13 protein-coding genes are annotated in these 15,641 nt (G+C 61.6%); 9 read left to right on the top strand and 4 right to left on the bottom strand.

Annotated features, from left to right (window positions below):
- Positions 1-47: 47 nt before the first annotated feature.
- The gene (locus AB7783_RS26095) at positions 48-2,579 is read left to right on the top strand and encodes a glycogen/starch/alpha-glucan phosphorylase (RefSeq protein ID WP_120288235.1); all 2,532 of its coding nucleotides are present in this window, start codon (positions 48-50) and stop codon (positions 2,577-2,579) included.
- Between the two features lie 12 nt (positions 2,580-2,591).
- On the opposite strand, the gene AB7783_RS26090 is transcribed toward AB7783_RS26095, so the two are convergent.
- The 3 genes from AB7783_RS26090 to AB7783_RS26080 form a co-directional block, all read right to left on the bottom strand.
- Positions 2,592-3,029, bottom strand: a complete 438-nt coding sequence (locus tag AB7783_RS26090) for an EamA family transporter (RefSeq protein WP_441279178.1) — start codon at positions 3,027-3,029, stop codon at positions 2,592-2,594.
- Positions 3,030-3,315: 286 nt separating this feature from the next.
- A complete protein-coding gene (locus tag AB7783_RS26085; protein WP_089262859.1) occupies positions 3,316-4,929 on the bottom strand; it encodes a phosphoenolpyruvate carboxykinase in 1,614 nt (537 codons plus the stop codon).
- Between the two features lie 183 nt (positions 4,930-5,112).
- Entirely contained in the window at positions 5,113-5,850 is a 738-nt protein-coding gene (locus AB7783_RS26080; RefSeq protein WP_441279177.1) for a HugZ family protein, read from the bottom strand.
- 215 nt (positions 5,851-6,065) lie between these two features.
- On the opposite strand from AB7783_RS26080, the gene AB7783_RS26075 reads away from it, so the two are divergent.
- From AB7783_RS26075 to AB7783_RS26055, 5 genes are all read left to right on the top strand, one after another.
- Entirely contained in the window at positions 6,066-6,767 is a 702-nt protein-coding gene (locus AB7783_RS26075) for a response regulator transcription factor (RefSeq protein WP_068733897.1), read from the top strand.
- Between the two features lie 135 nt (positions 6,768-6,902).
- The gene (locus tag AB7783_RS26070) at positions 6,903-8,708 is read left to right on the top strand and encodes a stimulus-sensing domain-containing protein (protein WP_441279176.1); all 1,806 of its coding nucleotides are present in this window, start codon (positions 6,903-6,905) and stop codon (positions 8,706-8,708) included.
- 17 nt (positions 8,709-8,725) lie between these two features.
- Entirely contained in the window at positions 8,726-9,229 is a 504-nt protein-coding gene (locus AB7783_RS26065) for an HPr kinase/phosphorylase (protein ID WP_439062701.1), read from the top strand.
- Between the two features lie 131 nt (positions 9,230-9,360).
- Positions 9,361-9,762, top strand: coding sequence for a PTS sugar transporter subunit IIA (locus AB7783_RS26060; protein WP_068733893.1), 402 nt, complete (start codon positions 9,361-9,363; stop codon positions 9,760-9,762).
- Complete coding sequence (locus AB7783_RS26055; RefSeq protein ID WP_089262865.1) at positions 9,759-10,061, top strand: HPr family phosphocarrier protein; 303 nt, start codon at positions 9,759-9,761, stop codon at positions 10,059-10,061. Before AB7783_RS26060 ends, AB7783_RS26055 begins: the two co-directional genes overlap by 4 nt.
- A 33-nt stretch (positions 10,062-10,094) precedes the next feature.
- Here the strand turns inward: AB7783_RS26055 and AB7783_RS26050 are convergent, their stop codons facing one another.
- The gene (locus AB7783_RS26050; RefSeq protein WP_441279175.1) at positions 10,095-11,726 is read right to left on the bottom strand and encodes a glycosyltransferase family 39 protein; all 1,632 of its coding nucleotides are present in this window, start codon (positions 11,724-11,726) and stop codon (positions 10,095-10,097) included.
- Positions 11,727-11,852: 126 nt separating this feature from the next.
- On the opposite strand from AB7783_RS26050, the gene lepA reads away from it, so the two are divergent.
- The 3 genes from lepA to AB7783_RS26035 all read left to right on the top strand — a co-directional run bounded on the left by lepA (position 11,853) and on the right by AB7783_RS26035 (position 15,599).
- Positions 11,853-13,658 (top strand): translation elongation factor 4, encoded by a 1,806-nt coding sequence (lepA, locus tag AB7783_RS26045; RefSeq protein WP_089262869.1) that lies wholly within the window; start codon positions 11,853-11,855, stop codon positions 13,656-13,658.
- A gap of 151 nt (positions 13,659-13,809) precedes the next feature.
- Entirely contained in the window at positions 13,810-14,175 is a 366-nt protein-coding gene (locus tag AB7783_RS26040) for a DUF1801 domain-containing protein (RefSeq protein ID WP_441279174.1), read from the top strand.
- A gap of 203 nt (positions 14,176-14,378) precedes the next feature.
- Positions 14,379-15,599, top strand: a complete 1,221-nt coding sequence (locus tag AB7783_RS26035; RefSeq protein ID WP_441279173.1) for an ABC transporter substrate-binding protein — start codon at positions 14,379-14,381, stop codon at positions 15,597-15,599.
- Positions 15,600-15,641: the final 42 nt, after the last annotated feature.

Genomic DNA, 15,641 nt, shown 5'->3' with positions numbered 1-15,641 from the left:
GGAGCAGCCAAATGCGCGTATGATTTTGGTCAGTGACACAGCTCAGGATGGCCGGTTTGTCAGATCTATCAGTTCCAGCAAAATTCCAGCCCGAGAATACGGCTGTCGATGAACTGGCGCTTGCCGACATCAAGAGCGCTATTCTCGTCAAGTTGAGGCTGGCAATCGGCAAGGAAGCCGCATTCGCCACCAAGCACGACTGGTACAAGGCTGCCGCCCTGACGCTGCGCGACCGCATGGTGCATCGCTGGCTGAGCTCGGACAAAGAGAGCTACGACGCCGGCCGCAAGCGGGTCTATTACCTCTCGCTCGAATTCCTGATCGGCCGCCTGTTCACCGACGCGCTGAACAATATGGGCCTGCTGCCGCTGTTCGAAGCCGCGCTCGGCGATCTTGGTGTCGGCCTCGACGAACTCCGCAAATGCGAGCCGGATGCAGCGCTCGGCAATGGCGGCCTCGGCCGCCTCGCCGCTTGCTTCATGGAGAGCATGGCAACGCTTGGCATTCCAGCTTTTGGCTACGGCATCCGCTACAACTTCGGCCTGTTCCGTCAGGTCATCTCGCACGGCGTGCAGCAGGAATATCCCGACGAGTGGCTCGGCTTTGGCAATCCGTGGGAACTACCGCGGCGGGAAGTCACGTATAACGTCTATTTCGGTGGCAGCATCGAGACCGTCGAGGACGGCAAGGGCCGCAAGCAGGTCATCTGGCATCCCGGCGAGACCGTCGAGGCCGTTGCCTATGACACGCCCATCGTCGGCTGGCGTGGCCAGCATGTGAACGCGCTGCGGCTGTGGTCGGCGCGCGCGCCGGATCCGCTGCGGCTCGACGTCTTCAACACCGGCGACTATGTCAGCGCCAGCGCCGAACAGGCGCGCGCCGAAGCGATCTGCAAGTTTCTCTATCCGAACGACGAGAGCGCCGCCGGCCGCGAATTGCGTTTGCGCCAGGAATACTTCTTCGTCTCCGCCTCGCTGCAGGATCTGGTCAAGCGTCACCTCCATTCCGATGGCAATCTGCGTGGCCTCGCCAACAAGGCGGCGGTGCAGATGAACGACACGCATCCGAGCCTGGCCATCGCCGAGCTGATGCGCATCCTGGTCGATCAGCACAATATGCGCTGGGATGCCGCCTGGCAGATCACCAACGCGACCTTGTCCTACACCAACCACACGCTGCTGCCCGAAGCGCTGGAGACCTGGCCGGTCGAACTGTTCCAGCGTCTGCTGCCGCGGCATCTCGAAATCATCTATCGTATCAATGAAGCGCATCTCGACCGCGCCGATGCGACGCGCCCCGGCGACACCGCCTATCGCGCTTCGGTCTCGATCATCGACGAGACGTCAGGTCGCCGCGTGCGCATGGGCAATCTCGCTTTCATCGGCTCGCACCGCATCAACGGCGTTTCGGCGATGCATTCGGAGCTGATGAAGGAGACCGTGTTCCACGATCTCAACCAGCTCTATCCCGGTCGCATCACCAACAAGACCAACGGCATTACTTTCCGCCGCTGGCTGATGCTGGCCAATCCGAAGCTCACCGACCTGTTGCGCGCCACCTGCGGCGAAGCCGTGCTCGACGATCCCACGCGGCTCATCAAGCTTGAGGCCTTTGCCGGCGACGCCGCGTTCCAGCAGGAATTCCGCAAGGTCAAGCATCACAACAAACTCGCGCTCGCGCGCGTGATTGGCGAGAAGCTCGGCGTTCAGGCCGATCCGTCGGCGCTGTTCGACGTGCAGATCAAGCGCATCCACGAATACAAGCGACAGCTGCTCAACCTCATTGAAACAGTCGCGCTGTATCAGGCGATCAAGGACGAGCCGGGCAAGGACTGGGTGCCGCGCGTCAAGATTTTCGCCGGCAAGGCGGCGGCGAGCTATCGTTATGCCAAGCTGATCATCCGCCTCATCAATGACGTCGCCGAGGTCGTGAACAACGACACCACGATCGGCGGCAAGCTGAAGGTCGCGTTCCTGCCTGACTACAATGTCAGCCTGGCGGAAGTCATCATTCCCGCGGCCGATCTGTCCGAACAGATCTCGACCGCCGGCATGGAAGCCTCCGGCACCGGCAATATGAAGCTCTCGCTGAACGGCGCGCTGACCATCGGCACGCTGGACGGCGCCAATATCGAAATCCGCGACAATGTCGGCCCGGAGAATATCGCGATCTTCGGCATGACTGCTGCGGAAGTTGTCGAGCGCCGTGCCAAGGGCCTCGACGCTTCTGACGTCATCAACAAATCGCCCAATCTCGGCCGCGCCATCCAGGCCATCGAGACCGGCGCATTCTCGCCGGACGATCCCGGCCGCTACGCGTCAGTGGGCCACGCACTGCGCCATCTCGACCATTACGTCGTGAGTGCTGACTTCGACTCCTATTACGAAGCCCAGCGCGGCATCGACACGCGATGGAGGGCCGGCTCAGCCTGGAGCCGCGCTGCGATTCTCAACACCGCCCGGATGGGATGGTTCTCGTCAGACCGCACCATCCGCGAATATGCCGATGATATCTGGGGCGTGCCGGTTGCTGGCGATCTGCCGGGCACACCGAGTCTGCAGGCACGAAAGGCAACGTAAGCGCGACGGTGCTCACGCGCGATACGCAACGAGCACCGCGCCGCAGGCGATCAGGATGACGCCGAGCCAGTTCGGCAGCGACAATTTCTCGCCGAGAAACAACACGGCAAACACCGCCACGAACACCACACTGAGCTTGTCGATCGGCGCCACCTGCGCGGCATTGCCAAGTTTCAGCGCGCGGAAGTAGCAGATCCACGATGCTCCGGTCGCGAAACCAGACAGCACCAGAAACACCCACGTCTTCGCTGATACATTGGACGGCGACTGCCAGTTGCCGGTGACATAGACCATCATGCCCGCGGCCAGCAGGATAACGATGGTGCGGATGAAAGTGGCAAAATCGGAATTGACGTTCTCGATGCCGATCTTGGCGAAGATCGCCGTGAGCGCCGCAAAGCCCGCGGACAGCAGCGCCCAGAACGGCCAGGTGAGCATGACGTTTTTCATCTGAAGTGTCCTTGCCTGTCAGCCGTCATTGCGAGGAGCCCTTGCGACGAAGCAATCCAGTCTTCGCGTTCTAGCTGGTCGTGCATCGCATTCCGACTAACGGTTTCGTCATGGCCGGGCTTGCCCCGACCATCCACGTCTTTTTGTATGACCAAGACGTGGATGCCCGGCACATCTAACGAAGCTCGCTTCGCGCTGGCCGGGCATGACGGCTGATAGGTTCCGCGTGACATGAAAAAGGGCGGCCTTACGGCCGCCCTTTCGCACTCATAATCAAAGCAGCGAATTACTCCGCGGCCAGCTTCACATCCGGCGCAGCGGCGCGGACATCCGCGTCAACCTGGGCTTCGAACTTGGCGAAGTTCTTCTGGAACATGCCGACCAGTTTTCGCGCAGTCGCGTCGAATTCGGCCTTGTCCTTCCAGGTGTTGACGGGATCGAGGATCTCCGACGGCACGCCATCCAGCGCGGTCGGGACCGCGAAGCCGAAATACTTGTCGGTGCGGAATTCCACGTTGCGCAGCGAGCCGTTCAGCGCCGCAGTCAGCAGCGCGCGGGTCACCTTGATCGGCATGCGCGAACCGACGCCATACTTGCCACCGGTCCAGCCGGTATTGACCAGCCAGCAGTCGACATTGTGCTTGGCGATCAGGTCACGCAGCATGTTGCCATAGACCGAGGGATCGAGCGGCAGGAAGGGCGAACCGAAGCAGGTCGAGAATTCCGGCTCCGGATCGTTGCCGAGGCCGCGCTCGGTGCCCGCGACCTTGGCGGTGTAGCCGGACAGGAAGTGATACATCGCCTGCGCCGGAGTCAGCTTGGCGATCGGCGGCAGCACGCCAAACGCGTCGGCGGCGAGCATCACCACATTCTTCGGCTGCGGCGCGCGGCCGGTGCGCGACGCATTCGGGATGAAGTCGAGCGGATAGGCGGAACGGGTGTTCTCGGTCTTCGAACCATCGTCGAAATCCGGCAGGCGGGTATTGGCGTCGAGCACGACGTTTTCCAGCACCGCACCGAAGCGCTTCGATGCCGCATAGATCGCGGGCTCAGCTTCTTCCGAGAGCTTGATGGTCTTGGCGTAGCAGCCGCCTTCGAAATTGAAGATGCCGTCCTTGCCCCAGCCATGCTCGTCATCGCCGATCAGCGTGCGCTTTGGATCGGCCGAGAGCGTCGTCTTGCCGGTGCCCGAGAGGCCGAAGAAGATCGCGCTGTCGCCATCGGGGCCGACATTGGCCGAGCAATGCATCGGCAACACGCCCTTGGCAGGCAGATAGTAGTTCAGCGTGGTGAAGACCGACTTCTTCATTTCGCCGGCATAATAAGACCCGCCGATCAGGACGATCTTGCGGGCGAAATCGATGGCCACGACGTTTTCCGAGCGGCAACCGTGACGTTTGGGATCGGCCTTGAAGCTCGGCAGGTCGATAATGGTCAGTTCAGGCACAAAGTCCTTCAACGCAGCGGCTTCCGGGCGGATCAGCAGCGTGCGGATGAACAGCGAGTGCCATGCGAGTTCGGTGAACACGCGGGTCTTGATCTGGAAACTCGGATCGGCGCCGCCATAAAGGTCCTGCGCGAACAGGGTCATGCCTTCGGCGTGCTTCTTGAAATCGATATAGAGCGCTTCGAACTGCTCCGGCGTGATCGCCTGATTGCCAGCCCACCACATCTGTTCGGTGGAAGCGTCCTTGACGGTGAACTTGTCCTTCGGGCTGCGGCCGGTGAATTCACCCGTGTCAGCACAGAGCGCGCCATCGGACGACAATTCGGCTTCGCCGTTACGCAGCGAATACTCGTAAAGCTGCGGCGCGCCGAGATTCCAGTTCACCGCTTTGAGATTTTTCAGTCCGAATTTGTCGGCGCCATAGGCACCGTTGCGTACGCCCGTCTCTTGCACGGAATATTCCTCCTTGAGTCCGCATATCCGACCTGTGCAACTGTCTTCAATCGCACGTCAGCAGCGGTAGCCGTCATTATAACCACCGAGGCCGTAACCCGGCGATCTAATAGTGACGAAGATGTGAAATGCCAAGCTGCAGTCCGCATATTTGGTTTATTCCAGCACGGCACTTGATACCGCTCAATTATTCAAAGCGCGGGCCTGCTCTGCGAGTTCCTTCAGGACTTGCCGCAATGCACCCGGAGTGACAATCCGCCGCGGAAAGTCCAGCCGGATCACCGTCGCGCCGTTCTGCAGGTCCATGCCATCCGGATCGCATCCGGTGCACCGCCAGTCGCCTGCGTCCGCGTGGAGAAGCTTCGTTGCATAGAGATTAAGCGCATCGAGATGATCGGCGTTCATATGAGCAACAGCGCCCTCCTCAGCCTCCAGCATCCCTTCGGCATCGGTGAGATCGGTCAGAAATTGCTCCGGCTTCAGGTCGTCGATACGGCCAAAGCCGGCCACCAGATGGGCACTCTTCGGCTTGATCCGGAAGAACGAAAAATCCTTAAAATCCACAAAGACTTGCGCGGATGGATGGACGCTGAGATAGCGCCGGCGCAGCAGCGATTTTTCGCTGTCGCTGGCCTCCTGCGCGATACCTCCGAGCATGATGCGTGAGCCCTCCAGGGGGTCCCCCGGCGCTCGCTCGTCCAGCATCAGCGAGACGCGGGCATCGGCCAGAATATTGCGGGTATGAAGCGCCAGCCGGGAAATCAGGAGAATCGGCGACCCGTCCGGGTGGCTGGCGACATTGGCCAGCGCACAATAAGGATCGCCGGACCCGACGGCCAGGGTAGCCAGCGCCCCCTGCCGACTGCGCCGCAACAGCGACCGGGTGACGCGCGAGGGGTCGAAATCGGAGGTCGGCTGCATGGTTAAATCCCGTATTTCATTGCAAAAAGCGGCTATTTCTTCTTCCCCGGGAGGTCTATACATCTACGGAACCCACGCGTCATTCAAGCGTTCAGGGAACTCGGCCACACTTCAGCCCAGCTTGCATTGCTCGTTGACTGTGTTCTTAAGGCCACCTCATACGGCGGATTGTTGAATTCTGCCGGATAGCCCATCCCGCTTCGGAAAGCAGGCTCATGCCAACTATCGCACTGGTCGACGACGACCGTAACATTCTCACATCCGTATCGATCGCGCTGGAAGCCGAGGGCTACCGCATCATGACCTATACGGATGGTGCTTCCGCACTCGATGGCTTCCGCACGAGCCAGCCGGACCTCGCAATCCTCGATATCAAGATGCCTCGCATGGACGGCATGGAGACACTGCGCCGTCTGCGCCAGAAGTCCGATCTGCCGGTGATCTTCCTGACGTCGAAGGACGAGGAGATCGACGAGCTGTTCGGCCTGAAAATGGGCGCCGACGATTTCATCCGCAAACCGTTTTCGCAGCGTCTGCTGGTCGAGCGCGTCAAGGCCGTGCTGCGCCGCGCCGCGCCGAAGGACCCGACTGCCGCTCCGAAGGAGACTGATGCCAAGGCGCTCGATCGCGGTTTGCTGCGGATGGATCCGGAACGTCACACCTGCACCTGGAAGAACGAGCCGGTCACATTGACCGTCACCGAGTTCCTGATCCTGCAGGCGCTGGCGACGCGCCCCGGCGTGGTGAAGAGCCGCAACGCACTGATGGATGCCGCCTATGACGATCAGGTCTATGTGGACGATCGCACTATCGACAGCCACATCAAGCGGCTGCGCAAGAAGTTCAAGGTCGTCGACGACGACTTCGAGATGATCGAGACGCTGTATGGCGTCGGTTATCGCTTCAAGGAAACCTGATCTGTAAGGGTTCCCGCGGCACGGCTGGGGGCCTGACGGCTCAGCCGTGCTGCGCTAGAATGCGCATCCGCACACGCAACAATGAGCGCCGCGTGACGCATCGCAGATATCGACAACAACCGGGCAGTTTTGGCATTGCTGGATCGTACGCAGCCTGATGAAAGCCTGGACGCCGACGGCACGTCGCCGCATGCGACAGGCGGCGATGCTGATCGCACCCGTCGCGGCTGGCAGCGCCCGCTCGACTGGCTGCGCCGTGCCCGGCAGTTCTTCGTTGCGCTGACCTTTTCGAGCCTGACGCGCCGCATCGTCTCGCTCAACCTCGCCGGCCTCTGCGCGCTGGTCGCCAGCATTCTCTATCTCTCGCAGTTTCGCGCCGGCCTGATCGACGCGCGCGCGCAGAGCCTGCTGGTACAGGCCGAAATCATCGCCAGCGCCATTGCCGCTTCGGCCACGGTCGAAACCAATACGATCACGATCGACCCCGACCGCTTGCTCGATCTCAAGCCTGGCGAAACCTACGGCGTGCCGGACGAACTCTCCGGCCTCGATTTCCCGATCAATCCTGAGCGCGTCGCGCCGGTGCTGCGGCGGCTGATTTCGCCGACCAAGACGCGTGCGCGCATTTACGACCGCGACGGCGTGCTCATCCTCGACAGCCGCAGCCTTTATGGCCGCGGCGATGTGCTTCGTTTCGAACTGCCGCCCCCGACCACCGAAAAGCCCGGCTTTGCCGAACGCACAATGATCGCGGTCCGAACCTGGCTCAATCGCGGCGACCTGCCACTGTATCGCGAACTCGGTCCGGAAAACGGCAACGGCTATCAGGAAGTGCAGCAGTCGCTCGACGGCCTGAAGAGCAGCATGGTGCGCATCAACGAACGGGGCGAAGTCATCGTCTCGGTCGCCGTACCAGTGCAGCGCTTCCGCGCCGTGCATGGTTCGCTGATGCTGTCGACGCAGGGCGACGACATCGATCAGATGGTGACCGCCGAACGTCTGGCGATTCTGAAAGTCTTTGCGGTCGCGGCCGTGGTGATGATCGTGCTGTCGCTGCTGCTGGCATCGACCATCGCAGGTCCGGTACGACGGCTGGCCGACAGCGCCGAGCGCGTTCGCCGCCGCATCCGCACCCGTGTCGAGATCCCGGATTTCACACGCCGCCGCGACGAGATCGGCCATCTCTCCGGAGCGCTGCGCGACATGACCGATGCGCTTTATAACCGCATCGAGGCGATCGAGATGTTCGCGGCCGACGTCTCCCACGAGCTCAAGAATCCTTTGACCTCGCTGCGCTCCGCCGTGGAAACACTCCCGCTGGCGAAGAACGACAACAGCCGCGGCCGCCTGCTCGCAGTGATCGAACACGACGTGCGCCGGCTTGACCGGTTGATCTCGGATATTTCCGACGCCAGCCGTCTCGATGCCGAACTCCAGCGCAACGACACGGCGCCCGTCGATGTCCGACGGTTGCTGACCACACTGACCTCGGTCGCCAACGAAACCAAGCTCGGTCATGACGTCGGCGTTGAAGTCCGCTTCGAAGGCGCTGCCACTGACGCCTTTTCGGTGCCCGGCCACGACTCCCGCCTCGGTCAGGTCATCACCAATCTCGTCACCAATGCGCAGTCATTCTCGACGCCGGGCGGCAAGGTGCGGATCGTCTGCCGTCGCCTGAAGGGCAAGATCGAGATCGTCGTCGATGACGACGGCCCCGGCATCGGACTGGATGCGCTCGAACGGATCTTCGAACGCTTTTACACCGACCGCCCGCATCAGGGCTTTGGCCAGAATTCCGGCCTCGGACTGTCGATTTCCAAGCAGATCGTCGAAGCCCATAGCGGTACGATCTGGGCGGAGAACCGCATCGGCCCGGCTAATGCCGATGGCGAGATCCCGGTGCTGGGTGCACGCTTCGTGGTACGGTTGCCGGCCACATGAGCGCGGATGGCAAAAGCATCCATGCCTCCGCCGTACTGGTCGATGAGCGCGCGGTCCTGATCCGGGGGCCGTCCGGCTCCGGGAAATCGCGGCTGGTCTTCGACCTGATCCTCGCAGCTCAGAGCGGACAGCTTCCCGAGGCCATGCTGGTCGGCGACGACCGGGTGCATCTGGATGTCAGGGATGGAAAACTGTGGGTACGGCCGGCGCCCGAACTGGTCGGGCTGCTTGAGGTCAGGGGGCTCGGAATCCGGCGTCTGGACTGCGCTACCGGCGCCATCGTCGGGCTGGTGGTCGATCTCGCCGCCACCGACGCTGCACGCCTGCCAGAGCCGGAAGCGCTCAAAACCACACTGGAGGGCGTTGAATTGCCCCGAATCCCGGTCGGGACAGGCTTTTCACCACTACCATTGGTCGTAGCCGCGCTTATTACAAACGATGGTTTAGCCGCAGTGCGACCTTTGGACGATTGCTCGAAGGGAATTGGTAACCATATTAGTCCCACTATCGCCACCGAATAGACCCGCGCTACTTCCCGCCGCATCCGTGCAATTTAAGGGAGATTCGCGAAGAGCCCTCTTGCATAGGGGCTCTGGATGGTCAAAGTGGCCCTTTCGTGCGGTGCACCAAAAGCACCCACGAGGAGTTTCCGATGATTGGTCTAGTACTTGTGACCCATGGGCGCCTTGCCGACGAGTTTAAGGCGGCGCTTGAGCACGTAATGGGTCCGCAAAAACAAATTGAAGCCGTGACGATCGGCGCCGAAGACGATTCCGATTTGTGTCGCAGCGACATTATCGAAGCGGTCAATCGCGTCGACAGTGGCGATGGCGTTGCCATCCTCACTGATATGTTCGGCGGCACGCCATCGAATCTGGCGATCTCCTGCATGAGCCGGCCGAAGGTCGAGGTTCTTGCCGGTATCAATCTGCCTATGCTGGTGAAGCTCGCAAAGGTGCGCGAAGAGCGCACGCTGCCCGATGCGATCGCCATGGCACAGGAAGCCGGCCGCAAATACGTCACCATCGCCAGCCGCGTTCTCGCCGGCAAATGAGCGACAGCCCAGACGATACGACGGTGTCCGGCAGCGTCTCCCGCGAGATTCCGATTACCAACAAACGTGGCCTTCATGCGCGCGCCTCTGCCAAATTCGTGCAGATGGTCGAACGCTTCAATGCCGACGTCACGGTGACACGCAACGGCGAGACCGTTGGCGGTACATCCATCATGGGCCTGATGATGCTGTCCGCCGGACCCGGGACCAGCATCATGGTCACTGCCAAAGGCGCCGAAGCTCAAGCGGCGCTGGATGCGATCACCGAGCTTGTGACCAACAAGTTCGGCGAAGAGTAGCGGTTCGCCGAAAGCTGCTTCGTCAGCGAACGGCTATTTCATCGCTCCAGGCGCTACCACATAGACATTCCACCGCGTGGTCGTGCCGACATTGCCCTTGAAGAAGCGTCGCGTCGACATCACGATGCGTTCGGCATTCGGGAGATTGTCCTTCATCCACGCTTCGCAGCGATCGAATTTCCAGTCACCGACCATGCAGATTCCGATGAAGCCGTTACGCTTCGCTTCGGCCATCGACGTCACGCCTGACGGCCATGGCTCGTAAGGCGTCAGCGGCAGCGGATGATCGGGACTGTAGAACGTCATCTGCTCGGCGACATCAACGAAGCCCACGACCTCGCTCCAGCGCGTGTGGAAGCGCTTGTGCCAGACTTCGGTGAGTTCGCGCGCGAGTTGCGAGTAGGAGATGTGAGCGAAATTGCCGTTGGCATCGCGCGGCAGTGACGCGATGGCGATCTGCGGTGCGGCGGCGAGCGTGACCAGCGACAGCACCAGCCAGATCGCGGCGAGCCGTACCAGCGCGACCCGCGGCATCTTCAGCGCCGGGATCGCAATGACCGCCAGCGGCACCAAGAAGAACAGCGAGATACCCCAATCGGTCTTGATATAAACGTCGAATAACAACGCACCGATCGGCGGCCCGACGGCGACGATGGCCTGGATCAGCCAGATATTCAGGGCCTGGTCCCTGCGGACACCGGGATTGGTCGTCAGTGACCACGGCCGCTTGACGAATGCGCGGGGATCGCGCGCCACCGACACCCACCAGCGCGGGCTCCAGGCCAGCACCGCAGCGGCCAGACCCAGCGGCAACAGCAGCAGCGCGATATTGTGGCCAACATAGCCCCACGCCAGCTGCAAACTCTCCCAGCGTGACGAGATCGCATAGGTATTGCCGGCGTAACGAAACGGCGCGTATTCCACCTGCCGCACCCAGTCGAGATGCGGAATCATCGCCGCCGCCATCGTCGCGATGGCGATCCATGGTGCCGGCGATCGCAGGAACAGCATCCGCTGCGGATGGATCAGCGCGGCCAGACCGATGGCGCCGATCATCGTCACCACCCAGTATTTGGTCATCAGCGCCAGCGCAGCGGCGACGCCAAGCAGGAAGCCCGAGCGAATCGAGCGCTTCTCGAAAGCGTGCAAATAGGCCAGCACCACCAGCGGCAAAGTTACCAGCTGCAGCAGGTCCGGATTGTATTTGAAGCCCTTGAAATTGAAGATCGGATAGATCGCGACCATCAGCAGCACGAAAAAGGCACGGCGGCGATCGACCACGCGCAGCGCGATCGCCCAGCAAAGGATCATGCCGATGCCGACCGTGACCATGGCGAGCAGATAGGTCGCCCAGTCCACCGGCGGGAAAAATCTGAACCAGACGCCCGAGATCCAGCCCGACAACGGCGGATGCTTGCCGTAGCCCATCAGGAACTTCTGCCCCCAGGCATAGCCCTCGGAGACGTCGAAATGGATGTCCTGCGCCGCCTTTACCTGGGTCAGGATCGCGGTCCACAGCACCACATGGGCGATCGTGAAGCCGAGCACCAGCAGGACGCTCAATTGCGGATCACACGCCCAGGCGACGAGCCGCGCAGCGCCGCGGCGGCCGATCGACAGCAAGCCCCGGCGTTTGGCGGGGGTAGAGGAAGCGATTGTACTCATGGGCCCCTGCCTAGCGTGTTTCGGGCCGGAGTAAAATCAGGATGCCGTGACGGAAACAGGGCCGGGAATCAGGCCGAAACCCGCATTAAGGTTGCCGCATCGGGGCCTGAATGCTATCCCGCGCGCATGACAACCTCCCCGATTTCGAACGTTCGCAACTTCTCCATCGTCGCCCATATCGACCATGGCAAATCGACGCTGGCCGATCGCCTGATCCAGATCACCGGCGGGTTGCAGGCGCGCGAGATGAAGGAGCAGGTGCTCGATTCGATGGATATCGAGCGCGAGCGCGGCATCACCATCAAGGCGCAGACCGTCCGGCTTCACTACAAGGCAAAGGACGGCAAGGATTACATCTTCAACCTGATGGACACGCCCGGCCACGTCGACTTCGCCTACGAGGTCTCGCGTTCGCTGGCCGCCTGCGAGGGCGCGCTGCTGGTGGTCGACGCCTCACAGGGCGTGGAAGCGCAGACGCTCGCCAACGTCTATCACGCACTCGACGCCAATCTCGAAATTGTGCCGATCCTCAACAAGGTCGATCTGCCCGCGGCAGAGCCCGAGCAGGTGAAGAAGCAGATCGAGGACGTCATCGGCATCGACGCCTCAGACGCGTTGATGATCTCGGCAAAAACGGGTCTGGGCGTGCCTGACGTTCTGGAAGCCATCGTGCACCGGCTGCCGCCACCGAAGGGTGACCGCGACGCCACGCTGAAGGCGCTGTTGGTCGATAGCTGGTACGACGTCTATCTCGGCGTCGTCGTCCTCATCCGCGTCGTCGACGGCGTCATGAAGAAGGGCCAGCGCGTCCGCATGATGGGCACCAACGCCGCCTATGATGTCGAGCGCGTCGGCTACTTCACGCCGAAGATGGTCAATGTGGACGAGCTCGGCCCCGGCGAGATCGGCTTCATCACGGCCGCGATCAAGGAAGTCGCGGATACCCGCGTCGGCGACACCATCACCGACGACCGCAAGCCGGTCACCGAGATGCTGCCGGGCTTCAAGCCCGCGATCCCCGTGGTGTTCTGCGGGTTGTTCCCGGTCGATGCCGACGACTTCGAGACGCTGCGCGCCGCCATGGGCAAGCTGCGGCTGAACGACGCGTCATTCTCCTTCGAAATGGAAACCTCGGCTGCGCTGGGCTTCGGCTTCCGCTGCGGCTTTCTCGGTCTGCTGCATCTGGAAATCATCCAGGAGCGCCTGAGCCGCGAGTTCGATCTCAACCTGATCGCGACCGCACCGTCAGTGATCTACAAGATGCATCTCACCGACGGTGAGGAGATCGAGATCCACAATCCGATCGACATGCCGGACGTGGTGAAGATCGCCGAGATCCAGGAGCCGTGGATCGAAGCCACGATCCTGACGCCCGACGAATATCTCGGCAGCGTGCTGAAGCTCTGCCAGGAGCGCCGCGGCAATCAGAAAGAACTCACTTACGTCGGCGCCCGCGCGATGGTGAAATACGAGCTACCGCTCAACGAGGTGGTGTTCGATTTCTACGATCGCCTGAAGTCGATCTCGAAGGGCTATGCCTCATTCGACTATCATCTGACTGACTACAAGGCCGCAGATCTCGTCAAGATGCAGATCCTGGTCAATGCCGAGCCGGTCGACGCGCTGTCGATGCTCGTGCATCGCACCCGCGCCGAAGGCCGCGGCCGCGCCATGGTCGAGAAGATGAAGGAACTGATCCCGCCGCACATGTTCGTCATTCCGATCCAGGCGGCGATCGGCGGCAAGGTGATTGCCCGCGAAACCGTCCGCGCGCTGCGCAAGGACGTGACCGCGAAGTGCTATGGCGGCGATATCAGCCGCAAGCGCAAACTTCTGGAGAAGCAGAAGGAAGGCAAGAAGAAGATGCGGCAATTCGGCAAGGTCGACATCCCGCAGGAAGCGTTCATTGCCGCGCTGAAGGTGGATAGCTGAGGGCATATCGCTTGCAGCTCTGACAGGAGGGGCACTACGTGGCAGCGATGCGGAAGTTGAGCAAAGCGGCCCAGCAACACCCCTCCGGTTTTTCCGATCCGGCCGTCAAAGCGGCATTCGACCGTTACCGCTGCCCTTCAAGGCGCGGCTCATGGCCCTCCGGCGACTGATCTTCGGGACCGCCGCGGGAATCGATGGCGTCGGTCCGCTGCAGGAGACCCTCAAGTGGAATCAGCCCAGCTATCTGACAAGCGAGACGAAAAGCGGGAGTACCATCCGGCTTGATCGCATGGGGGCCACAGAGCAGTACGCGCTGTACTTTCACTGCCAGACCGATTTGGTCGCGACCTTTCGTGAATTGTATCCAACGGAGCTAAGCTTCGAAGGCAACCGCAGCATCGTGCTGCACGTCGATGATCCCGTGCCGGAACAAGCCCTGAGTCACTGCGTCGGACTGGCGCTGACCTATCATCTCCGCAAGCGCAGGCCTTCAACGAGGTCATCTCAGGCTGAATGAGCGCGGCGACAACTGGCTGTCGTCCGGGAACAAATAGCGCCGTGAATGAACGGATTCCGCCGGCACAATTTTCCGCCCGCCGCAATGCGGCAGGTTTCTGCGACCAAACATCCCCCACGCCGCCCTTGCCTCCCCGCCCTTCGCCCCTCATGCTGCCGCCACGACGCCGAAAACGGCGCGTATAAAAATTTGGGGAGGTTTGAATGATCGCGCACCGCACGGTTGCGGCTACGACGGTTGCTGTTTCGCTGCTTTTCGGCGCTTCCGCACTAGCCCAGCAGACCAACACGCTTCCGCTCAAGATCGGCGTGCTCGCCGACTTCGCCTCGGTCTATGCCGACATCGGCGGCCAGGGCAATGTCGAAGCAGCGAAGATCGCCATCGAGGAATTCGGCGGCAAGATGTTCGACAAGCCGATCGAGCTGGTCACCGCCGATGCGTTGAACAAGGCCGACGTCGCCGCCACTATCTCGCGCAAATGGTATGAAGCCGAGAATGTCGACATGATCATCGACATGCCGACGTCGGCCACTGCGCTGGCCGGCATGGAAATGTCGAAGCAATTCGAGAAGATCATGATCGTCACGGACGCCGCCTCGTCGGACATCACCGGCAAGTCGTGCTCGCCCTATACCGCGCACTGGACCTACGACACCTATGGCAACGCTCACACCGTCGGCAGCGCCATCGTCAAGCAGGGCGGCGACTCCTGGTACTTCATCACAGCGGACTATCTGTTCGGCCATTCCATCGAACGTGACACCGGCGACGTGGTGCGCGCCGCGGGCGGCAAGGTGGTCGGCAGCGCCAAGCATCCGCTGAACACGGCGGACTTCTCGTCCTTCCTGCTGCAGGCGCAATCGTCCAAGGCCAAGATCATCGGCATGGCCAATGGCGGTGGCGACACCATCAACACCATCAAGCAGGCGTCCGAGTTCGGAATCGTCGCCGGCGGCCAGAAGCTCGCCGGCATCGTGATGTTCATCTCCGACATCCACTCGCTCGGCCTGAAGATGGCGCAGGGGCTGATCATCACCGAGGCCTATTACTGGGATCTCAACGATCGCACCCGCGCCTTCGGCAAGAAGTTCTTCGACAAGATGAAGCGCATGCCGACCATGAACCAGGCCGCGACCTACAGCGCCACGCTGCACTATCTCAAATCCGTGCAGGCCGCAGGCACCCGCGCCACCAAGCCGGTGCTGGCGAAGATGCGCGAGATGCCGGTGCGCGACGCCTTCACCGATAACGGCGTCCTGCGCGAGGATGGCCGCATGGTGCACAGCATGTTCCTGCTCGAGGTCAAGAAGCCGGAAGAATCCAAGGCGCCGTGGGATTACTACAAGGTGCTCGCGGAGGTCCCCGGCGATCAGGTGTTCCGTCCGATGAAGGACGGCGGCTGCCAGTATGTGAAGAAGGACTGAGGGTCTTTCGCGTCAGCAACAACGACCGTCGCCCGGCCTGGC

This window comes from Tardiphaga sp. 172_B4_N1_3, from assembly GCF_052076035.1.
GTDB classification, from domain to species: domain Bacteria; phylum Pseudomonadota; class Alphaproteobacteria; order Rhizobiales; family Xanthobacteraceae; genus Tardiphaga; species Tardiphaga robiniae.
The sequence above is the reverse complement of the archived record's forward strand: the minus strand, read 5'-3'. Positions and strand labels throughout refer to the sequence as shown.